The 20,056-nt window shown below is 58.6% G+C and carries 19 protein-coding genes; 7 read left to right on the forward strand and 12 right to left on the reverse strand.

The genetic code is table 11. The features are described 5' to 3' along the window. The first annotated feature begins 2 nt into the window (after nt 1-2). The gene (locus AC2FJZ_RS14500; RefSeq protein WP_496778443.1) at nt 3-794 is read left to right on the forward strand and encodes an HTD2 family dehydratase; all 792 of its coding nucleotides are present in this window, start codon (nt 3-5) and stop codon (nt 792-794) included. Here the strand turns inward: AC2FJZ_RS14500 and AC2FJZ_RS14505 are convergent. Beyond that, nucleotides 786-1,820, reverse strand: a complete 1,035-nt coding sequence (locus AC2FJZ_RS14505) for an NAD(P)/FAD-dependent oxidoreductase (RefSeq protein WP_496778445.1) — start codon at nt 1,818-1,820, stop codon at nt 786-788. The two genes, AC2FJZ_RS14500 and AC2FJZ_RS14505, sit on opposite strands and share 9 nt — an antisense overlap. Nucleotides 1,821-1,875: 55 nt before the next feature. Here AC2FJZ_RS14505 and mnmC2 point away from each other — a divergent pair, with 55 nt between their 5' ends. Together mnmC2 and AC2FJZ_RS14515 are read left to right on the forward strand one after the other, a co-directional pair. Further along, complete coding sequence (mnmC2, locus tag AC2FJZ_RS14510) at nt 1,876-2,541, forward strand: tRNA (5-methylaminomethyl-2-thiouridine)(34)-methyltransferase MnmC2 (protein ID WP_496778447.1); 666 nt, start codon at nt 1,876-1,878, stop codon at nt 2,539-2,541. Next, nucleotides 2,538-3,407 carry a DMT family transporter gene (locus AC2FJZ_RS14515; RefSeq protein WP_496778449.1) on the forward strand — a complete coding sequence of 290 codons (870 nt, stop codon included), beginning with the start codon at nt 2,538-2,540 and terminating at the stop codon, nt 3,405-3,407. Before mnmC2 ends, AC2FJZ_RS14515 begins: the two co-directional genes overlap by 4 nt. On the opposite strand, the gene AC2FJZ_RS14520 is transcribed toward AC2FJZ_RS14515, so the two are convergent. After that, on the reverse strand, nt 3,381-5,354 hold the full coding sequence (locus AC2FJZ_RS14520) for a lytic transglycosylase domain-containing protein (protein ID WP_496778451.1): 1,974 nt from the start codon (nt 5,352-5,354) through the stop codon (nt 3,381-3,383). The two genes, AC2FJZ_RS14515 and AC2FJZ_RS14520, sit on opposite strands and share 27 nt — an antisense overlap. A 134-nt stretch (nt 5,355-5,488) precedes the next feature. On the opposite strand from AC2FJZ_RS14520, the gene dapA reads away from it, so the two are divergent. Continuing rightward, nucleotides 5,489-6,361, forward strand: a complete 873-nt coding sequence (dapA, locus tag AC2FJZ_RS14525) for a 4-hydroxy-tetrahydrodipicolinate synthase (RefSeq protein WP_496778453.1) — start codon at nt 5,489-5,491, stop codon at nt 6,359-6,361. A gap of 132 nt (nt 6,362-6,493) precedes the next feature. On the opposite strand, the gene AC2FJZ_RS14530 is transcribed toward dapA, so the two are convergent. From AC2FJZ_RS14530 to pdxR, 6 genes are all read right to left on the reverse strand, one after another. Continuing rightward, nucleotides 6,494-7,366, reverse strand: a complete 873-nt coding sequence (locus AC2FJZ_RS14530) for a dimethyl sulfoxide reductase anchor subunit family protein (protein ID WP_496778455.1) — start codon at nt 7,364-7,366, stop codon at nt 6,494-6,496. Then, a complete protein-coding gene (locus tag AC2FJZ_RS14535; protein WP_496778456.1) occupies nt 7,366-8,115 on the reverse strand; it encodes a 4Fe-4S dicluster domain-containing protein in 750 nt (249 codons plus the stop codon). Before AC2FJZ_RS14535 ends, AC2FJZ_RS14530 begins: the two co-directional genes overlap by 1 nt. 108 nt (nt 8,116-8,223) lie before the next feature. Next, on the reverse strand, nt 8,224-11,043 hold the full coding sequence (locus tag AC2FJZ_RS14540) for a molybdopterin oxidoreductase family protein (protein WP_496778458.1): 2,820 nt from the start codon (nt 11,041-11,043) through the stop codon (nt 8,224-8,226). Between the two features lie 90 nt (nt 11,044-11,133). Continuing rightward, entirely contained in the window at nt 11,134-12,141 is a 1,008-nt protein-coding gene (gene pta / locus AC2FJZ_RS14545) for a phosphate acetyltransferase (RefSeq protein ID WP_496670026.1), read from the reverse strand. Nucleotides 12,142-12,163: 22 nt separating this feature from the next. After that, the gene (gene xsc, locus AC2FJZ_RS14550; RefSeq protein ID WP_496670025.1) at nt 12,164-13,939 is read right to left on the reverse strand and encodes a sulfoacetaldehyde acetyltransferase; all 1,776 of its coding nucleotides are present in this window, start codon (nt 13,937-13,939) and stop codon (nt 12,164-12,166) included. 124 nt (nt 13,940-14,063) lie between these two features. Further along, on the reverse strand, nt 14,064-15,524 hold the full coding sequence (gene pdxR / locus AC2FJZ_RS14555; protein ID WP_496670024.1) for a MocR-like pyridoxine biosynthesis transcription factor PdxR: 1,461 nt from the start codon (nt 15,522-15,524) through the stop codon (nt 14,064-14,066). A gap of 133 nt (nt 15,525-15,657) precedes the next feature. Between pdxR and AC2FJZ_RS14560 the strand changes: the two genes are divergently transcribed. Both AC2FJZ_RS14560 and AC2FJZ_RS14565 read left to right on the forward strand, forming a co-directional pair. Beyond that, nucleotides 15,658-15,966: an ArsR/SmtB family transcription factor gene (locus AC2FJZ_RS14560; RefSeq protein WP_050604977.1), complete on the forward strand. Its 309-nt coding sequence runs from the start codon at nt 15,658-15,660 to the stop codon at nt 15,964-15,966. Beyond that, a complete protein-coding gene (locus AC2FJZ_RS14565; RefSeq protein WP_496778461.1) occupies nt 15,959-16,990 on the forward strand; it encodes a permease in 1,032 nt (343 codons plus the stop codon). Before AC2FJZ_RS14560 ends, AC2FJZ_RS14565 begins: the two co-directional genes overlap by 8 nt. A 56-nt stretch (nt 16,991-17,046) precedes the next feature. Here the strand turns inward: AC2FJZ_RS14565 and AC2FJZ_RS14570 are convergent, their stop codons facing one another. Next, nucleotides 17,047-17,436, reverse strand: a complete 390-nt coding sequence (locus tag AC2FJZ_RS14570; RefSeq protein ID WP_496778463.1) for a hypothetical protein — start codon at nt 17,434-17,436, stop codon at nt 17,047-17,049. A gap of 50 nt (nt 17,437-17,486) precedes the next feature. Continuing rightward, nucleotides 17,487-18,245, reverse strand: coding sequence for a DUF1013 domain-containing protein (locus tag AC2FJZ_RS14575; protein WP_050604980.1), 759 nt, complete (start codon nt 18,243-18,245; stop codon nt 17,487-17,489). Nucleotides 18,246-18,375: 130 nt separating this feature from the next. Between AC2FJZ_RS14575 and AC2FJZ_RS14580 the strand changes: the two genes are divergently transcribed. Then, entirely contained in the window at nt 18,376-19,005 is a 630-nt protein-coding gene (locus AC2FJZ_RS14580) for a ribonuclease T2 family protein (protein ID WP_496778465.1), read from the forward strand. Here the strand turns inward: AC2FJZ_RS14580 and AC2FJZ_RS14585 are convergent. Beyond that, nucleotides 19,002-19,490 carry a hypothetical protein gene (locus AC2FJZ_RS14585; RefSeq protein ID WP_496778467.1) on the reverse strand — a complete coding sequence of 163 codons (489 nt, stop codon included), beginning with the start codon at nt 19,488-19,490 and terminating at the stop codon, nt 19,002-19,004. The genes AC2FJZ_RS14580 and AC2FJZ_RS14585 overlap by 4 nt on opposite strands. An 86-nt stretch (nt 19,491-19,576) precedes the next feature. Then, entirely contained in the window at nt 19,577-19,921 is a 345-nt protein-coding gene (locus AC2FJZ_RS14590; RefSeq protein ID WP_496778469.1) for a hypothetical protein, read from the reverse strand. Between the last annotated feature and the right edge of the window lie 135 nt (nt 19,922-20,056).

Raw genomic sequence — 20,056 nt, forward strand, 5'->3', positions numbered from 1 at the left:
GTATGAAAGAAGAGCGTCAGACGGATATCATGGACCCCGCCCGCGCCGCTGCATTTCAAGCTGCGCTGGGTTCCGAGCCGACGATTGCCGGTGGTTCAGCCTTGCCGCCCTTCTTCCATCAGCTCTATTTCTGGTCACCGCAACCGCCTGCCGCGTTGGGGCGGGATGGGCATCCCAAGGTTGGTGGTCTGATCCCGGATATGGGATTGCCGCGCAGAATGTGGGCCGGAGGGCGGTTGGAGTTTCATGTGCCTTTGGTCGCGGGAATCGACGCGGACAAGAAATCGGTTCTGGAGAGTCAAAACTCCAAAGTGGGGCGGTCCGGCCCGTTGGGTTTTGTCACCTTGCGACACGAGATCTGGCAGGAGGGGCAGCTGTGCCTGACCGAATGGCAGGACCTGGTCTATCGTGAGGATCCCGTGCCGGACGCAACAAGTTCGCAGCCACCGGTCGCGCGGGGGGATGAAACGGATCTGCGCGAGGTTAGGTTCGATTCAACTCTGTTGTTTCGATACTCGGCACTGACCTTCAACGGTCATCGCATCCACTATGATCTGGACTATGCGCGGGATGTGGAAGGATATGACGGGCTGGTCGTGCATGGACCACTATTGGCGCAACTTCTCATGCTGTTTGCGGTTGATCTGAACGGTCCGCTTACGTCTTTCTATTTCCGTGCCACCTCACCGCTTATGCACTTCGAGACCGCCCAGTTGTGCCGCAACGGAGAGAACATGTGGGTACGTGGTCCCGATGGTCGACAGTGTATGCAAGCTGTTGCCACGTCACAGTGAAGCGTCGGGTCGGAAATCATCGGGAATAGAATCCCGGCCTTCCAGCATCAGCTCAGCCATAACCTCGGCTATTTTGGGTGCCATGCCAAACCCGATCTTGAACCCGCCATTTGCGATGAACTGCCCTTGATGCAATGGATGCGCCCCCAACATTGGCGCGCGGCTTTTGCTGCGCGGGCGGGCACCTGCCCAGCGTTCCATTACCTCGGCCCCATGCAACAGAGGCAGGGCGCGTGTGGCGCGGTCGATCACATCGTCCAGGGCGCTGTCCGTGCTGGTCGGGTCGTCATACTCCCGTTCCGAGGTTGACCCGATTGCCAGTGTCCCGTCCGCATGGGGTACGATGTGTATCGCGTCGGCAAAGAGCTGTGGAACCTCGCCGGCATCGAAGCGCAGCAGGGCGGCTTGCCCTTTGACGCCGCTTCCAACGGTCTTTCCGTACACGTCATTCAGTTCCTGTAGACCCGCCAGGCCCGTGGCGTGGACAACCTGCCCTAGGTCATCGGCTTCGCTGATCACGTGGATGCCCATAACTTCAAGGGCCGCAACAAGCGCGGCGCAGGCTCGTCGGGGATGCATCCGCGCCGTCAGAGTATCCCGGATGACAAATCCGGTGGGGCTGGGCGGGCACCATGCACCAGCCTGCGCGGCGCTGATCACGCGCCATTCGGCCAACCCCTGCCAAAGTTCATCCGCCGTGCCCTCACGCTGGCGCGCCAGGTCCAGGCTGCGGGTATCCGCGATGGGCTGAAGGCGACCCAGACAACCATAGCCGGGGGAAACGCCGCCGGTTTCTTCGACCTGCCGCCAGAAAGACTCGGCCATGATCAGGCTTTCGAACTGAAAGGCTTTCTTGGCGTTCCAGTTTTCAGGGACATGCGGGGCCAACGCGCCGACCAGACCGCCGCTGGAGCCGGTTCCCGGCCCGAACGGATCGATAACCTGCACTTTTGCGCCGCGCCGGGCACAGGCCCAGGCAATGGACAGGCCAAAAACTCCTGCACCGCGAACCGTCACGTCGACCATTGCCAATTTCCTATTCCTTGTTCAGTGTCGCGCCGTTTAGCTACAGGATTCCCAGATGGCAGACCAGCGTGCCAAATTGACGTGGACCGAGGATCAGATACCGGTCTCGGATCGTTTCGACGATCCCTATTATTCGTTGCAGAACGGGCTGGAAGAGACACGCCATGTGTTTCTGGCGGGCAACGATTTACCCGCGCGCTTCACGCCCGGATTTCACATTGCCGAACTGGGTTTTGGCACCGGCCTGAATATGCTGACCGTTTGGTCTGAATGGGAAAAATCAGGCCAAACCGGACCCTTGCGGTTTACCAGTTTCGAAGCATTTCCCATGGCTGCGGAAGACATGCGGCATGCGCTTGCAGCCTTCCCCGAATTGCATCCCTGGAGCAGCCGTTTTCTGTCGCATTGGACGGGCCGCGAATGTAAGCTTGAAACCCTCCAGTTTGAGGTGATCATCGGAGATGCGCGCGCGACCCTACCGAATTGGGCTGCGGCGGCGGATGCTTGGTTCCTCGACGGGTTTTCGCCTGCCAAGAACCCTGAATTGTGGGGCGCAGACCTGATGCAGGAGGTGGCAATCCACACCGTCACAGGGGGTACGGCAGCCACCTATACGGCCGCAGGCTTTGTGCGGCGGGGGCTGGAGGATGCCGGTTTCAACGTTACCCGTACGCCCGGTTATGGCCGTAAGCGGCATATGACACGGGCGCACAAAGCATGACACAGAAAAACCATGTAGGCGCGGGCATCACATTGATGGTGGGCGCAACAATTGTCTTTGCGTTGCAGGACGGACTCTCTCGTCACTTGGCCGGGACCTACAACACCTACATGGTGGTTATGATCCGTTATTGGTTTTTTGCCGCGTTTGTCATCGCACTGGCCGCGCGCTCGCCGGGCGGGTTGAGGGCGGCCATGCAGACAAATCAGTTGGGTCTGCAGATCACCCGGGGTGTGCTGCTGGCCGCCGAGATTTGCGTCGCGGTCTTTAGCTTCACCATACTTGGGTTGATCGATAGTATGGCCATCTTCATCTGCTATCCGCTGCTTGTCGCAGCACTCAGCGGGCCCGTTCTGGGTGAACAGGTCGGATGGCGGCGGTGGAGCGCGATCGCGGTGGGCTGCATCGGCGTTCTGATCATCTTACAGCCGGGTGTCGGCGTTTTTGATCCATGGGCGATCATTCCCCTGATTTCGGCTCTGATGTTTGCGATCTACGCTTTGTTGACACGTTATGTCGCCCATGAGGACAGCGCAGCCACCAGCTTTTTCTGGACTGGCGTCGCAGGCGCAGTCGCAATTACCCTAGTCGGTATGTGGTTCTGGGAGCCGATGGCTTCCGACGATTGGCTGTGGATGGGGCTGCTTTGTGTCAGCGGAGTTTCCGGGCACTGGTTGCTGATCAAATGTTACGAGATGGCTGAGGCCAGCGCGGTGCAGCCCTTTGCCTATTTCCATCTGGTCTGGAGTGCGATTCTGGGGATCTCGGTCTTTGGGGAAACGCTGCGCCCAGAAGTTGTTGCGGGCGCAGCGATTGTTGTGGCCGCAGGGTTGTTCACCCTATGGCGCGAACGCCGCCAGCGATGATCCGACCAGTTCTTGTGAGAACGGGATCGGAAGCGGGGGCTGCCCCAAGCGGGCCCGGTAGACTGGCAGGCTTTCGGTCACGCGCATCACGTAGTTGCGGGTTTCAGTGAACGGAATCGTCTCGATCCAGTCGACGATATCAATCTCACCCGCGCGGGGGTCGCCAAAACGCTGCATCCACGAGATCGGGCGCCTTGGTCCTGCGTTATACCCGGCGGCCATCATTACCACGTTCCCGTTGAAATCGGCCGCCAATCCTGAAAGGTAATTGGCCCCCAGTTTGGCGTTGTACTGCCAATCCGTGGTCAATCGTCCTGTCTGGTGACCACTAAGGAGGCCCAGCTCACCCGCTACCAGCTTGGCCGTCGCGGGCATCACCTGCATCAGACCACGCGCACCCGCACCGCTGACAACCACCGGATCAAACTCGCTTTCACGTCGCGCAATGGCCAGCGTCATTTCCTTTGCCATCGGCAAACGAATATCGGCCACCGGATGCACCGGGTAATAAGCTGCGGGCAACACGGTGCCCGTAGTTGCCGCCCGCTTGGCGATCATCACGGCCAGATGCGGTTGTTTCAACTCGATGACCAGATCACCAAGTTGATTGGCTTGCACCTGATCAAGACTTTCGACCAGATGGGTCAAGAACCTCTCGGACAGGTTGGCCTCTCCGGCTTTCAGCAGCAACAGCCCCGCTTCCAGAACGCTGGAATCGGCGAACTCTGCCTGTCGCCAATGCGGTGCGCGCCGCGGATTGGCCAGCTCTGCATCAAACGGCCTCCCAATCCGTTCCGCAGCCAACAAGCCGTAGAATGAGGTTTGATAGTCGGCCCCCTTAGCATAGGCGTCGTAAGCTTTGTCTGCGTCGCCCATCGCTGCATAAGCCCGCCCAAGCCAGTAACCGCCACGCCCTTTTGAGATTGGCGATTTGACCGCGTCAGAGAAACTCTGGAAATGTCGCACAGCCGTGGCCGGATCATTCAGCTTGCGCAATGCCAGAAACCCCGCCAGCCACTCCAAATCTGCATAGCCATAGCCCATTTCGGGTGTCATGTGGTGATTGGCGGCCACGTCGTAAGCCCGTGCCGATCGTCCCGATCGCATCTCAAGCCGTGCCAGGCGACGGCGTCCTTCGGCCCATTTGTCAGGTTCGCCCAAGGCATCCGGGCCGGTCGATCGTGCCAGCATCAGGTCAACGGCGCTGTCATCCAGTTCCTTCTTGTCCCGCCAGACAAAACGGTCAAAGGCAAGCCCGGGCGCATCCGCCAAGGATTTCGGAACTGCCGCCACTTTGCCGTCCACGCCGGGCTGGCGTTTCTGTAACGCGATCCGTGCCTCGGCCAGCTTGCGCTGGTCTGCACTGACCAGAGACAACATCTGTCCGGCGCTGACCAGATGACCATCCCATAGCATCCGGTCCAGCCGTGCCGCGTGATGCGGTTTCAACAGCTTTGCGAAGTTTTCCAGATACGTCTTCTGCAACCCTGAACCCATCGGCATGGTCCGCCACGCGGTGACGATATCCGCTTCGGCGTCTCCGATACGTCCCTTTGCTTTCAGAGCGATTGCATAATTCAACGCCCCTTCAGCAGTCTGAGGGGGCATTTCGGCATAGAATTTCAGAACCCTGTCAGGATCGGCGCCGGTAAAGGCCGGCTCGCTTTTGCGGCGCAACCATGCCAGACCGGGCCAGTCGGGGCGGCGTTCGAGAAACACCAGTACATCGCCCGAGCTGCCGAACCCTTCGCGCAGCCAGTGCCAAACGATGATATCGCGCGATACAGATCCGCGTTGGCCAGATACGCGCAGTGCGGCGTTCCAGTCGCCCTTACGCATTTCATAAAGCCCGGCACGCAAATCACCTGCGGCATCCGCCCGCGCAAGCTGCGGTGCCGTTACTGAGTACAGAATCGCGGCAATCAACAATGCCAGAAAGCGTGTCATCCCTTGCATTTCCCAACCAACCGAGGATAGAGCCTGTGAAGATAAACCCTGCGTCGCCGGGATCAACTCACAAAGCTGGAAACGTGAGGGACCGAGGCGCAAAAACCGCAAAATGCACCTTAAAGGAGCGTGTCATGTTCAAAGGCTCAATGCCAGCCCTCGTCACCCCGTTCAACAACGGCGAGTTGGACCTGAAGACGCTCAAACATCTTGTGGATTGGCAGATTGCAGAAGGCTCGACCGGGCTGGTGCCGGTGGGTACCACAGGCGAAAGCCCCACGCTCAGCCATGACGAGCATGAAACGGTGATCGAACAGGTCGTGAAAACTGCCGCAGGCCGCGTGCCGGTCATCGCCGGTGCCGGTTCGAACAATACGGTCGAAGCTATTCGGTTCGTGCAGTTCGCCCAAAAGGTCGGCGCGGACGCAGCGCTGGTCGTTACCCCCTATTACAACAAGCCGACCCAAAACGGCCTGATTGCCCATTTCCAGGCCCTGCACGAAGCTGCGGATATTCCGATCATCATCTACAACATCCCCGGACGGTCCGTTGTCGACATGACACCGGCCACTATGGGTGAGCTGTCAAAGCTGCCGCGCATTGTTGGTGTCAAAGATGCAACGGGTGATCTGGCCCGCGTCAGCCAGCAACGCGCGACCTGTGGCGCAGATTTCTGCCAGCTGTCCGGTGAAGACGCGACCGCGCTTGGTTTCAATGCCCATGGCGGTGTTGGCTGTATCTCGGTCACTGCAAACGTCGCTCCCAAGCTCTGCGCCGAGTTTCAACAGGCCACACTGGCCGGAGACTATGCAAAAGCGCTGGACTATCAGGACAAGTTGATGCCGCTGCACGAAGCCATCTTCATCGAACCGGGTCTTGTCGGCGCCAAATACGCGCTCAGCAAACTGGACCTCTGCGGCACCGAGGTCCGTTCACCGTTGACCGAGCTTGAGGACAGCACTAAGGCCGCAATTGAGGCTGCAATGGCCCATGCTGACCTGATCTGACACGTTTTTCAGAATACAACAAAGGGCGGCCTCAAATCCTGAGCGCCGCCCTTTTCATTTCGGATCCAGACCTCATCTGGCTAAAAATATCTCGGGGGAGTCGCGGCTTGCCGCGGCGGGGGCAGAGCCCCCTCAGCGTTTACCGTAGTAAAGCCCAACGACATGTTCAGCCTGTGCAAAGAACAACCAGCGCGACGTTGCCACGCCCGCCAGATGCGAGGCCACGGCCAGCAATGCGAAGAGGTGATTGAATGGTAAAACCAGCAGTATAACCGGCAGCACAAAGGCCAGAACAAACGAGAGGACACGCAGTTTCTCTGCGTGTTTGCGACCGACCACGTGAACAAATTCCCGCAGCAGATAGTTGGTGCCGGTATGCGGTGGTTCAAAGGCGCGGACAGACCCGCGCACGCCAAGCCCGGTTGCGGTGCCCAGATCGGTTCCAGAGGAGGCAAACGCCTGATCCCCTTTACGCCAATACAGCATCTGGACAAGCGCCGCGATCAACAGCAGCGGAATAGCAACGCTAGTTTGACCGGCCAGCAATGCACCACCCGCCAAGCTGAAGCTAAGGAACATCGCCGGGGTCAGGTTCATGTTCCAGCGCGGGATGGTTTTGAGCTGCGTGTAGATCATTGATGTGGTGAACACGGTTGCCAGCGAGAACAGCGCGCCTATCCAGCCCAGCAGGCTCCAATTCTGATCCAGAAACACCAGACCAATCGCGTAGAGCCCCATGATGATCAGCGCCAGAACAGCGCACCAGCCTTCGCGGCTGAGCCAGCTGGTCTTCCATTGGATAAAGGCTTTCCAGGCGCGCTCCGGGTGCCCCAGGTGGAACGTGGACGCCATCAGCCCGCCGACTGCCAACGCGTAGGCGATGGCAAAGAAGGCAAAGGCCATCCAGCCCGAGACAGCCGGAAACCCAAGGCCAAGAAAGACCAACAGGCCAAAACCCAGCCCGGACAAAGTGGTGAAGATAATGACTGAGGGTGCGGGATGCATCAGAGTTTCTCCAACGTCTTGTCGAGCCAGCTGAGGAAGCCCTTGGGTTCTTCAGCAACAGGTGCCAGAAGGGGGGCCAAAATGTCGATCTGGTCCTCCACAGTGTCCTTGGGGCGCGGCGGCAGGTATTTGTTGACAGGTTTGGTGCCCATTTCGGGCATCAGATCCACACCGCCCCGATCTGCAACCAGCTTGCTGACATCGCTGTCAGGATCGCCCAGATCGCCAAAGTGCCGGGCACCTGCGGGGCAGGTGCGTACACACGAGGGGACACGATCCACCTCTGGCAGGTTTTCGTTATAGATTCGGTCAACGCAGAGCGTACATTTTTTCATGACGCCTTCGGCCTGATCCAGTTCGCGCGCGCCATAAGGGCACGACCAAGCACAGAGGCCGCAACCGATGCAGTCGCTTTCGTTAACCAGAACGATGCCATCTTCCACACGTTTATAGCTGGCGCCGGTCGGGCAGACGGTGACGCAGGGCGCGTCTTCACAATGCAGGCAGGATTTGGGGAAGTGGATCAGCTGAGCATGACCTTCGGCGGGCTGCACTTCGTAGGAATGCACCCGGTTCAGGAACGTGCCCGACGGGTTACCGCCGTAAGCGTCCTGATCTGAAAGGGGCGCGCCGTAGTTTTCAGTGCTCCAGCCTTTGCACGAGATCACGCAGGCGTGGCAGCCTACGCAGGTGTCCAGGTCGATGACCAGACCCATCTTGCGCTCGGTGGATTGAGGTAGCTGGGTCATGTCATTGAACCTCTGCTTGCAATGCGGGGGAGGGGGCCAGCCCCCTCTTGAGCCTTTGGCTCAATTCACCCCCGAGATATTTTTGGCCAGATGAAGTGCGGATCCGGGTCATTTGCCCACCTTCCATGCCAGGTCCTGTGGCCCAGTCCCAACCGGGGACTTGATCGCAGGGAACTCGGGCTGACTTTCCGCATCCGAAGGAGGCGCGGCTTTCTCGATCTTGACCTTAAGGTCGAACCACGCGGCCTGGCCCGTGATCGGGTCAGAGTTTGCCCATCGCAGGCCGTCGCCTTTGGCGGGCAGAAGCTCGTGTATCAGGTGGTTGAGAAGAAAGCCTTTTGTGGCCTCGGGTGCATCTTCTTTAAGGGCCCAGGCACCTTTGCGTTTACCGATGGCGTTCCAGGTCCATACGGTGTTGTCGTTCAGTGCAGCCATTTCCATGACAGGCACCGTGATTTCACCGTGGGGCGAGGTCACCTTGGCCCAGTCACCATCTTGCAATCCATGTTCACGCATCAGTTTTGTCGGCACATAAAGCGGGTTGCGCCCGTGCAGTTGACGCAGCCATGCGTTCTGGGTGCCCCAGCTGTGATACATCGCCATAGGGCGCTGTGTCAGGGCGTTCACAGTGAAGCCTTCATTGCCGGTCTGGTCGGTTTCGTACCAGATCGGCATCGGGTCCATTGTTTCTTTGATGCGCGCGCGCAGATGTTCGGGCGGTTGGCGTTCGCCATGGCCTTCGGCGGCCAGCTGAAACTTACGCATCGGCTCGGAATAGAGTTGGAACAAGTAGGGTTGCGGGCTGTCGTAGATGCCCATGCCAACCGCCCAGTCTTGGTAAGCGGTGTTCCACGGTTTGTAGTAATCCGCACCTTCGGGGATATGGGCCACGTAGAAGCCGCCGTTTTCAATATAGCGGTTCAACTGGTCGGGATTGACTTCGCCCCGGCCCTTCTTGTCGCCATTCTCGCCCCGGAATCCGGCAAGGGGGCCGATGCCCGGCTTGCGTTCGTGGTTAACGATGTAATCGGCATAGTCGACCCATTTGGCGCTGCCGTCCTCGTTGGTGAAGCCCGGCAGTCCCATTCGGTTCGCCAGATCGATCAGCACGGACTGAAATCCGCGCACTTCACGATCGGGCTCAATCACTGGCCAGCGGATCGCGTCCGCGGCGGCGTCTGCTTCGCAGATCGGGCGGTCGAGCAGCGAGATGCAATCGTGACGTTCCAGATAGGTGGTATCCGGTAGGATCAGGTCGGCATAGGCGACCATTTCCGAGGAATAGGCATCTGAATAGATGATGCGCGGGATCACGTAATCGCCGTTCTCATCCTTATCCGTCAGCATCTCCATGACACCCTTGGTGTTCATGGTCGAGTTCCAGGACATGTTGGCCATGTACATGAAAAGCGTATCGATCTTGTAGGGATCGCCTGCATGGGCGTTAGAGATCACCATATGCATCAGCCCATGGCTGGACATCGGGTTTTCCCAGGTAAACGCCTTGTCGATTCGTGCGGGGCTGCCGTCTTCTTTCAGCGCAAGATGTTCGGGGCCCTGTACAAAGCCCAGATGCGGGCCGTCCAGCGGTGAATTTGGGGTCACCTTGCAGTGCGGGGTTGGGTGGGCCTCGACCGGTTTGGGGTAGGGCGGCTTGAAGCGGAAGCCGCCCGGAACCTCGACTGTGCCCAGCAGGATTTGCAGAACGTGCAGCGCGCGGCAGGTCTGGAAGCCGTTGGCATGGGCCGAGACACCGCGCATCGAATGCATCGCCACGGGGCGGCCGATCATTTTGCTGTGTTTTTCTCCGCGGAAATCGGTCCATTCACGGTCCAGCTCGAATGCTTCGTCAAAGGCCACGCGCGCCAGCTCACCCGCGATGGCACGAATGCGCTGGGCGGGGATGCCGCACTGTTCGGCAATGTTTTCGGGCGCGTATTCGTCGCTCAGGTACCGTTCGGCCATCAGGTGGAAGACCGGGCGGTGGGTGACGCCGCCTTTTTCGTAAGTGGCCGACAAGTCCGGGCGAACACCGGGCTTGTCGAAGGCAGTCAATTCACCGGTGGCGCGATCTATGACCAGTGGTTTGCCGTCTTTGTCCCGCAAGAACAAGCCCTTGGTCGGACCTTCGGAGGCGTCGATCAGAACCGGTGCGTTGGTGTAGCGGCTGAGGTAGTCGAGATCGATCTTGCCCGCCTTCATCAGCACGTGGATCATCGACAGGATGAACAGCCCATCAGTGCCCGGCGTAATGCCGACCCAGTCATCGGCCACGGCGTTATAGCCCGAGCGGATCGGGTTGACGCCGATCACACGCGCGCCACGCGCCTTGATCTTGCCGATGCCCATCTTGATCGGGTTGGAGTCGTGGTCTTCGGCCACGCCGAACAGCATGAACAGCTTGGTGTGGTCCCAATCGGGCTGGCCGAACTCCCAGAACGCGCCGCCCATCGTATAGATGCCGCCCGCTGCCATATTGACGGAACAAAAGCCGCCATGCGCAGCATAGTTACAGGTACCGAAGTTTTGCGCCCAGAAGCTGGTGAAGCTTTGACTTTGGTCGCGCCCAGTGAAAAAGGCCAGCTTTTCTGGGTTGTCTTCACGGATCGGCTTCAGCCAGCTGACGGCAAGCTCCAGCGCTTCATCCCAGCTGATTTCCTCAAACTCCCCCGAGCCGCGCGGGCCAACGCGTTTCAGCGGCGCGCGCAGGCGTGACGGAGCGTTGACCTGCATGATCCCGGCGGATCCTTTGGCGCAAAGGACACCTTTGTTGACCGGGTGATCGCGGTTGCCTTCGATATAGGCAACCTTGCCATCTTTCATATGCACGTTGATGCCACAGCGGCAGGCGCACATATAGCACGTGGTATTGCGAACCTCGTCCGAGACTTTCGGAGACGTATCAAGGATCGGCTGCTGATGGGTCATTGGCGGGTCCTGTCGGTTGTTTCGGGAGGAATGTGTCAGTTTCTTCCCGATATGAGAACACTGTTCGGAAAAACGGTGTGAATAAGTGAATTATGTACTGCCGGCTTGCAGTGCAGTCACGGCGATCATTTGGGTTACATCTTCGGCGCTGCAGCCGCGCGACAGGTCATTGGCCGGCTGTGCCAGCCCTTGAAGCACCGGGCCAATTGCGGAGTATCCGCCCAGCCTCTGGGTGATCTTGTAGCCGATGTTGCCCGCATCAAGATTTGGGAAGATCATCACGTTGGCCTGACCGGCAACGGATGATCTGGGAGATTTGCGTTCGCCGACCGAGGGAACAAAAGCCGCGTCAAACTGCAGTTCTCCGTCGACTGACAGATCAGGTGCGGTCTGGCGCAAAGATTCCGTGGCCTCGATCACCTTGTCCACGTCCGGGTGCTTGGCGCTGCCTTTGGTCGAAAAGCTCAGCATCGCGATCTTGGGGTCGATCTGCAGAAGACTTTTGGCCGAGGCAGCCGAGGCGATGGCGATTTTGCTCAACTCAGAGGCAGTCGGATTGATGACCAAACCGCAGTCTGAATACAGCATCGCCCGTGCGCCGGATTGCGCGTTCTCAGGCGGGTACATCAGGAAAAAGGACGACACCATCCCGGCATCTGGGGCCATTCCGATGACCTGAATGGCCGCGCGAACAATATCGCCGGTTGTGTGCACCGCGCCGCCGACCGTTCCGGTGGCGCGCCCGCTGCGCACCAGCATGGCGGCATAGACCGGTGTCGTTTCAACGGCCGCGCGGGCCTTGGCCTGATCAACACCCTTGTGTTGACGCAACTCAAAGAATGTCTGGGCAAACTCCTCGGTCAGTTCCGAGGTCACGGGGTCATGCACCGCAACGCCCTGTGAAGGAGCAGCACCGTGATCCTTCAGGGCAGCTTCGACTTCGGCTTGTGGTCCGACCAGAATAACATCGGCCAGATCGGCCTGATGGGCGGCCAGCGCCCCCGCAACAACGCGGGGATCACTGCCTTCGCATAGTGAAATCACAGGGCGGGTGGCCGGAGCGTTCTGCCGCAACAGCTCAATAGGTGTCAGGGTCATTCGCTCCGGCCTCGTCCTGTAATTATACGGCTTGCTCGCGCATATCGTCAGCCGAAACGCCTGCGACTGCGACGGGCTTCTTCATCGCATCACGGCGGAAGGGTTCACCCAGTTCCTGGTTGATCAGGGCCTCGATCAGGGTGGTGATGCCGTTCTTCTGATCTTCGATCGCCTGGTTCAGGGCTGCGGTCAGTTCGTCCTGCGTGCGGGCAACAACACCTTTCAGACCGCAGGCTTGTGCGATACCGGCATAAGACACCTGGGTGTCCAGCTCGGTGCCGACGAAGTTATCGTCGAACCACAGGGTCGAGTTCCGCTTTTCAGCACCCCACTGGTAGTTGCGGAAGACGATCTGGGTCACGGCAGGCCATTCCGAGCGGCCGATCGCAGTCAGTTCGTTCACTGCGATACCAAAGGCACCATCACCGGCAAAGCCGACAACCGGAACTTCGGGCTGGCCGATTTTTGCACCAACGATGGCAGGCAGACCGTAACCACAGGGGCCGAACAGGCCGGGGGCAAGGTATTTGCGGCCCTCTTCAAAGGCCGGATAGGCGTTGCCGATGGCGCAGTTGTTGCCGATATCGGACGAGATGATCGCCTCTTTCGGCAGCGCAGCCTGAATGGCACGCCATGCCATGCGCGGGCTCATCCAGTCGGGCTTGGCGTCGCGGGCGCGCTGGTTCCAGCTGGTGCCCGGATCGTCATCCTCGTGGGTCATCGAGGTCAGTTCCTGAGCCCAGGCGGATTTCTTCTGCGCGATACGGTCTTTACGCTCCTGACGGCCTTCGTCACCTGCGGTGCCGCTCAGCTGGTTCAGGATGCCGTTGGCCACCTTGGCCGCGTCGCCAACGATGCCGACGCTGACTGTCTTGGTCAGGCCGATACGGTCGGGGTTGATGTCGACCTGAATGATTTTCGCATCCGCAGGCCAGTAGTTGATGCCATAGCCCGGCAGGGTCGAGAACGGGTTCAGACGGGTGCCGAGGCACAGGACCACGTCAGCTTCGCTGATCAGCTCCATTCCGGCTTTCGAACCGTTATAGCCCAGGGGACCTGCAAACAGCGGGTGCGAGCCGGGGAAGGCGTCGTTGTGCTGGTAGCCAACGCAGACGGGTGCGTCCAGACGCTCGGCCAGCGCCTTGGAGGCGTCGATGCCGCCTTCGGACAGAACCACACCGGCACCGTTCAGGATGACCGGGTTCTTGGCGTTCGACAGCAATTCAGCGGCTTGGGTAACGGCGGCCTCGCCGCCCGAGGGGCGCTCGAATTCAACGATGGCGGGCAGGTCGACGTCGATCACCTGAGTCCACATATCGCGCGGGATGTTCAGCTGAGCCGGGGCGCTGGCGCGTTTGGCCTGCATGATCACGCGGTTCAGAACCTCGCAGACGCGGGACGGGTCGCGGACCTCTTCCTGATAGGCAACCATGTCTTCGAACAGCTTCATCTGCTCGACTTCCTGAAAACCACCCTGACCGATGGTCTTGTTGGCCGCCTGCGGAGTCACCAACAGCAACGGTGTATGGTTCCAGTAGGCGGTTTTGACAGCGGTCACGAAGTTGGTGATACCAGGGCCGTTCTGCGCGATCATCATCGACATCTTGCCGGTGGCGCGGGTGTAGCCATCGGCCATCATGCCGGCGCTGCCTTCATGGGCGCAGTCCCAGAACATGATTCCAGCTTTCGGGAAGAGGTCCGAGATCGGCATCATCGCCGAGCCAATGATACCGAACGCATGTTCGATCCCGTGCATCTGCAGAACCTTAACAAAGGCTTCTTCGGTCGTCATCTTCATGTGAGTGCTCTCCAAACAAGTGGGTGAAACCGGGCAAAGTGCCCGGGGTTTTGATACGGTTTTGGCGTATGGGTGCGCTTGGCGTTAGGGCCAAAACGAAACCCGAATTAGGTCCAGATATCGCCTAGGCGGTCCGAATGGCGTCCGCGATCAGATTCACACCTGGTGCAATGCGGTCGGTCGAGATTGAGGAGTAGCCGAGGCGATAAAAGTTCCGGGGTCTGTCTGGTCCAGAGAAAAACGGTGCGCCCGGTTCAATATGAACACCCTGATTCTGCAGCCTCAACGCAAGTTGGGTCGTGTCGACATGTTCCGGCGCCGACATCCACATTGACGAACCACCAATCACACCGCGCCCGGCCACGATCAGCCCGCTTTCTTCGATGGCTGAGTTCATTGCAGCGCGCCGCTCTTGTAAAGCCTTCGACATGCGCCGGATCTGCGCGTCGTAGTGGCCCAATGACAGAAAGTATGCGGCCGTGCGCTGAATGTGCCCAGGTGGGTGGCGCAGAACCAATGAACGAAGCGCACGTGCCTCGCGGATAAAGGGCTCGGAACCGACCATGTATCCAAGCCGCAATCCGGGGAACAGCGACTTGGAAAAACTGCCGACGTAGATCACGCGCCCATCCCGATCCATGGATTTGAGCGCCGGTGAAGGCGCACCCCGAAAAGCCATTTCAAATTCGTAGTCATCCTCGACAACCATCGCGTCCAGTTCGCGTGCTCGATCCAGCAACTGGTTCCGGCGTTCGATCGACATCGTTGCGGTCGTCGGGCTTTGATGGCTGGGCGTTGTAAAGATGACGTCAGCGTCGTCGGGGATCGTCTCGGGTGGAAGTCCGTTTTGATCGACACTCAGGGGCGTCACCGCGCAGTCCCAATGATTCAGCAAGCTCCGTAGCGCGTAATAACAGGGGTCTTCTATCACGGCGGAACGATTGTGGGTCAGCAAGATGCGCGATGCCAGCCAGAGCGCGTTCTGCGCGCCCAGCGTGATCAGAATTTCTTCGGGGCGGGCGGCAATGCCGCGTCTGGGTAGGGTGTGGCGGGCGATGAACTCGACCAGAAGTGGGTCATCCTGATCCACGTAATCACCGGTCAGCGAATCGAAGTCCTTGTGTCCCAAAGCTCGCACAGCGCACAAGCGCCAGTTGGCGTGATCAAACAAAGTCCGGTCTGCCTGACCGTAGATGAACGGATAGCGGTATTCGCGCCAGTCGCTGGGTTTCGGCAGAACGTAGCTGTCCAGAAAGCGACGTGCTAGCGCCTTGTCCCAGTCTACGGATTCTGTGCCGCGCTGGACGGGCGAGTATTTGGGCGGGACGGGCGCATTATGCGAAACGTAGTATCCAGATCGTCCCTTGGCAGTCAGGTAATCATTCGCCAGCAATTCGGTATAGGCCAACGTCACCGTGATCCGGCTGACACCCAGATGTGCGGCCAGTTTGCGCGACGATGGCAGCTTTTCCCCAACGTGAAAGCGACCAGACAGGATGCCTTCGGCGATCATCTGCTGGATCTGAGCCTGAAGCGTGCCTTGACCGTTGAGTTCAAGAAAGAATGTATCGACTGATATCCCCATGCCTGCTTATAGGGTGGACTTAAGGTGGGGGCAATCTGGACTTACATTGCGGTCACGAAATTTCACCTGGTGGGTTGACCGGGAAATCGGTTTAACCTAAATAACTATAAATCTAGTTTAATGGAGGCGACTCATGTGGGAAGCTGCTGCTGCCGGATTTTCTGCCATGGGATCTGAAGCCCGACTGAAAGTCCTCAAGACCCTGGTACGGGCTGGCGACGCCGGTTTGACCGTTGGCGAGATTCAAAACCGGACGGGTATCGCCCCGTCGACCTTGGCGCATCACCTGCGGTTTCTTGCGGCCGGTGGTGTTGTTGAGCAGGAAAAGATCGGGCGCACCACGATCAACCGGGCCTGTTACAACGAATTGAGAAACCTGGCGCAGTTCATTCTCAGCGAATGTTGCGCCGACGCGGTTGGAGAGGCTGCGAACGATGGCTGAATTAACACAAAATCCCAAGGTGACCGCCAAGAGCGTGCTGGAGCTGATCAAGACGCCTTGGGCATTGATCGTTGCAATTCTTGCGGCTGTGGCAATCCTGGACCCCGGTAACTTGCGTGAGGTGGTGACTTTCGCAGTCAAGGCCTTGGCGCATACCGGGCAATACATCCTGTTTGCCGTGCTGCTGCTGTCATACCTCAAGGCGACCGGAGCAGAAGTGATGGTGGCCCGCGCCTTTGAGGGGCGCGAGACCCGGATGATCTTTCTGGCTGCGCTGTTCGGTGGTCTCGCACCGTTCTGTTCTTGCGAGGTCATTCCCTTTATCGCAGGCCTTCTGGCGCTTGGCGCGCCGTTGTCGGCGGTCATGGCTTTCTGGCTCAGCTCGCCCTTGATCGACCCGCCGACACTCTTGATTACCGCCGGTGCGCTGGGATGGCCCTTTGCCATCGGTAAAGCCGTGGCGGCGGTTGCCCTTGGCCTGTTTGGCGGGTTCATGGTGCGACTGTTGATGCGCCAAGGCGCGTTTGCCCAACCTCTGCGCGAATACAAACCTGCCGGATGCTGCGGCTGTGGTCCGAAAATGGATGACAAGCCGGTCTGGAAATTCTGGCAAGAACCCGAGCGACGCGTTCGGTTCCGTTCAGAGTTCGTACACAACGGATTGTTCCTGCTGAAATGGCTGGCTCTGGCGTATGTGCTTGAAGCCTTGTTGGTCAACTATGTGCCTGCCGACCTGATCGCTGGCGTGGTTGGCGGAGATGGTGTGCTGCCCATCGTTGTTGCCGCCTTGGTGGGAATGCCGGCTTATCTGAACTCCTACGTGGCACCGCCGCTGCTGGCGGGGTTGATGGAGCAGGGAATGACAGCAGGCGCCGCCATGTCGTTCATGGTTGCTGGTGCTGTCAGCTCCATCCCGGCGATGGCCGCAGTTTGGTCGCTGGTCAAACCACGCGTGTTTGCCACCTACCTTGGCCTCGGAGTGGGTGGTGCGATTATCGCAGGCATCATCTTTCAGATGGTATGAACGCAAAAGCCGCCCGGTGTCAGCATCGGGCGGCTTTGTTAGATGGGTTCAACCAATCAGCTGTCTTCGCACAAGCGTGGCAGTTTGAACCGATACCGGGCTTCGCCACTTTCGACATACACGCGTTTCTCGATGCAAGCGGTTGTGCCCACGGTTTGTGAAATTTGGGATTCGGTCGAAGTGATCGACGTGGCAGATCCATCCGGCAGTCGAACCGAGGCAATTACGCCGTTCTTAAGATCTCCGTTTATCGCCGTGGCAGACAAAACCGGCACAGTCAGGAAGGCTTCGTGCGCGTGTTCCCCTTCGTCACCCAGCAGAAACAGGAACGTAACGATAACGATCATGACAACGCCGCCAGCCAAACCAAGACCCCAGGTTTTGAGAAAGGCATAAACAGAGACGGCACGGTGTGGGCCAAAAACAGCAGATAGAACGTTCAGCATGGCAAGTCCGTTAAAAAGCCCCAGCCGTTTTGGCCGGGGCTGATTATGCGTTATGGGCGAAGATCATCTTCGTCTTCGTCATCCGCCCCACCTTTGGGCAGATTGAAGAAGCTGTCAGCATCGATGATCGCTTCTTCTTTCTCTTCCTCAGGTTCGTCGGACAGTGAGAACGTTTCGAGCCCTTCAATCGCGGTTGGGATTTTTGGCGCAGCGTCCATTTCCAGCGACTGTTCGGTCGACACCAGTTTGCGACGTTCATCATCGCTCATCACACCGCCTTCAGCTGCTTTCTTGGCGGCTGCCTTCTGCACGATGGCGTCCAGCTCGGACTGTTTACACAAGCCCAGAGCGACCGGGTCGATCGGTTGCATGTTGGCGATGTTCCAGTGGGTGCGCTCGCGGATGGACTGGATGGTGGGTTTGGTGGTGCCCACCAGCTTGGCAATCTGACCATCGCTGAGTTCCGGGTGGAACTTGACCAGCCACAGGATCGAGTTCGGACGGTCCTGACGCTTGGACAGCGGTGTGTAACGCGGACCACGACGTTTTTCTTCGCCCGAAGCGGCCGGGTTGAACTTGAGCCTCAGCTTGTGAAGCGGGTTGTTCTGCGCCGCGTTGATCTCGTCCTGGGTCAGCTGGTTGTTGGCAATCGGGTCAAAACCCTTCACGCCAGCAGCCACATCGCCGTCAGCGATGCCTTGCACTTCCAATTCGTGCATCCCTACGAAATCCGCGATCTGCTTGAAGCTGATCGTGGTGTTGTCCACCAGCCATACGGCGGTTGCCTTGGCCATAAGCGGTTTTGCCATCAGCCCGTCTCCTATACATACATCTGTCCCGTCGCCGGAATTCGGCGGCCCCTTGGTCTTGAGGCAGGTTTCCGTTGTCGGGGAACTTGCGCCGTATATAGTCGCGCAAAGGCAAGAAGGGAAGAGGCGAATGCGCTGGGTCGTATTGTGGATTTTCAGCGCGGTTGCTGCGCTGGCCGACGGTGAAAAGGCCGGAGAATTCGATTACTATGTTCTGTCACTTAGCTGGTCGCCCAACTGGTGCGCCCGCGAAGGTGATGCGCGTGGGTCCGATCAGTGCGATGCGCGTCATGATCATGGCTGGATTCTGCATGGCCTTTGGCCACAATTCCATCAGGGATGGCCGTCCTATTGCAGAACGCCCGAAGCGCCTCCGACCCGTCGTATGACACGCGAAATGGAAGATATTCAGGGCAGTGCGGGTCTGGCCTGGCATCAGTGGAAAAAACACGGCACCTGTTCCGGGCTGTCTGCACCCGACTATTTCGCCCTGTCCCGGCGCGCCTATGACGCGGTCAAGCGCCCGCAGGTGTTTCGCAAGCTGGACTCATCCGTCACATTACCCGCTACAGTGGTCGAAGAGGCGTTCCTGAAGGACAATCCCGGTTTGGAACGGGACATGATCACCGTCACATGCAAGCAGGGCTATATCGAAGAGATCCGCCTGTGCCTGTCGCACGACCTTGGTCCAGTGCCCTGTGGCGGCGACGTGATCCGCGACTGTACCGCCAAGGACGCGCTGTTCGATCCGATTCGTTAAAGCTTCTTGTTCTGGCAATCGCGGGCATAATCCAGCGCTTTGGCGGTCCCTTTGAGGTCGATGGCCATTACCACTTCACCTGCGGGGTTATAAACGGTCATCGTTTTGTTCTGTGCGATGGCGTTCACAAAGCTTCGATCGGTGAAAAACACGGTCGCGCCCGGTACGTCTCGTTGGTTGAACCCAATGGCAGTCGCGTCATAGCTTTTGCCGTCCAGCTCAAACCGGATCGGATAGCTCTCGCCTTGTTTGATGTCGCCCCAAGCCTTGTTGTATACGGCGAAATACCCGCGATTGCCCAACGCGTCAAAGCCCAGCCGCACCACCGAGAGATCCTGATACACCGTCTGGATCAGGCACCCGTTGCCAAGTGCGGGGTCCATCATGATGTTCCAGCCTTCGACAAAGCCCTTGTCGATGAGGTCTTGTGCGAGAGCAGAGGTGGTGGTGAAGGCAGCGAAGGTAAGGGCAAGAAGGCGGGTCATAGCACATCCACAAATCAGACAATCTATTTATGTCATTGTAAATTGTCGTAGAAGTTAGACAATCTATTAATTTCCAAGGGGCCGTGTCAGGTCTCCTCGCCGCTGGAACATATCTCAATTCTCAGGTTAACAATTGCCTGGTTCGGAACGTCTTCTGAATTCAGCGACCCTCCGACAGCTAACCATTCGGAGTATTCAGGGTTAATGCAATCAACGTATAGAACGCCGAAAAAATCGCCGTACTTACCTTCGCCGCGAACATAGACGTGCCTGTCTGTTTGTTCATCATATCTTTTGTCTTCCGGAATTGCGCTCCGCCATTGTTTGTATGGCGGCGGTAGATCGTGGGTGTCTTCGTATAAGTAGAGAGTTTCAGCGGCAATGGGCGAGGCGAAAGCACCAACAATTGCAAACAACGCTAAGTGTTTCATCGTGTTTGATAATCCGTGAAATTAACAGAAAGCAACTCATCCAATAACTATACCGCTGTCAAGGTAGGTACCGCGATATTTGAGCGAGCGCCGTGCGCTGCGCTGGCGCCGACTAGCGCACAGGCAGCGCGAAAA

The sequence above is a fragment of the Ruegeria sp. CDSA079 genome (assembly GCF_059612245.1).

Coding starts and splice junctions, on each gene's coding strand:
- AC2FJZ_RS14500 (WP_496778443.1), top strand. CDS start 3: ATGAAAGAAGAGCGTCAGACGGATATCATGGACCCCGCCCGCGCCGCT.
- AC2FJZ_RS14505 (WP_496778445.1), bottom strand. CDS start 1,820: ATGGTCGACGTGACGGTTCGCGGTGCAGGAGTTTTTGGCCTGTCCATT.
- mnmC2 (WP_496778447.1), top strand. CDS start 1,876: ATGGCAGACCAGCGTGCCAAATTGACGTGGACCGAGGATCAGATACCG.
- AC2FJZ_RS14515 (WP_496778449.1), top strand. CDS start 2,538: ATGACACAGAAAAACCATGTAGGCGCGGGCATCACATTGATGGTGGGC.
- AC2FJZ_RS14520 (WP_496778451.1), bottom strand. CDS start 5,354: ATGACACGCTTTCTGGCATTGTTGATTGCCGCGATTCTGTACTCAGTA.
- dapA (WP_496778453.1), top strand. CDS start 5,489: ATGTTCAAAGGCTCAATGCCAGCCCTCGTCACCCCGTTCAACAACGGC.
- AC2FJZ_RS14530 (WP_496778455.1), bottom strand. CDS start 7,366: ATGCATCCCGCACCCTCAGTCATTATCTTCACCACTTTGTCCGGGCTG.
- AC2FJZ_RS14535 (WP_496778456.1), bottom strand. CDS start 8,115: ATGACCCAGCTACCTCAATCCACCGAGCGCAAGATGGGTCTGGTCATC.
- AC2FJZ_RS14540 (WP_496778458.1), bottom strand. CDS start 11,043: ATGACCCATCAGCAGCCGATCCTTGATACGTCTCCGAAAGTCTCGGAC.
- pta (WP_496670026.1), bottom strand. CDS start 12,141: ATGACCCTGACACCTATTGAGCTGTTGCGGCAGAACGCTCCGGCCACC.
- xsc (WP_496670025.1), bottom strand. CDS start 13,939: ATGAAGATGACGACCGAAGAAGCCTTTGTTAAGGTTCTGCAGATGCAC.
- pdxR (WP_496670024.1), bottom strand. CDS start 15,524: ATGGGGATATCAGTCGATACATTCTTTCTTGAACTCAACGGTCAAGGC.
- AC2FJZ_RS14560 (WP_050604977.1), top strand. CDS start 15,658: ATGTGGGAAGCTGCTGCTGCCGGATTTTCTGCCATGGGATCTGAAGCC.
- AC2FJZ_RS14565 (WP_496778461.1), top strand. CDS start 15,959: ATGGCTGAATTAACACAAAATCCCAAGGTGACCGCCAAGAGCGTGCTG.
- AC2FJZ_RS14570 (WP_496778463.1), bottom strand. CDS start 17,436: ATGCTGAACGTTCTATCTGCTGTTTTTGGCCCACACCGTGCCGTCTCT.
- AC2FJZ_RS14575 (WP_050604980.1), bottom strand. CDS start 18,245: ATGGCAAAACCGCTTATGGCCAAGGCAACCGCCGTATGGCTGGTGGAC.
- AC2FJZ_RS14580 (WP_496778465.1), top strand. CDS start 18,376: ATGCGCTGGGTCGTATTGTGGATTTTCAGCGCGGTTGCTGCGCTGGCC.
- AC2FJZ_RS14585 (WP_496778467.1), bottom strand. CDS start 19,490: ATGACCCGCCTTCTTGCCCTTACCTTCGCTGCCTTCACCACCACCTCT.
- AC2FJZ_RS14590 (WP_496778469.1), bottom strand. CDS start 19,921: ATGAAACACTTAGCGTTGTTTGCAATTGTTGGTGCTTTCGCCTCGCCC.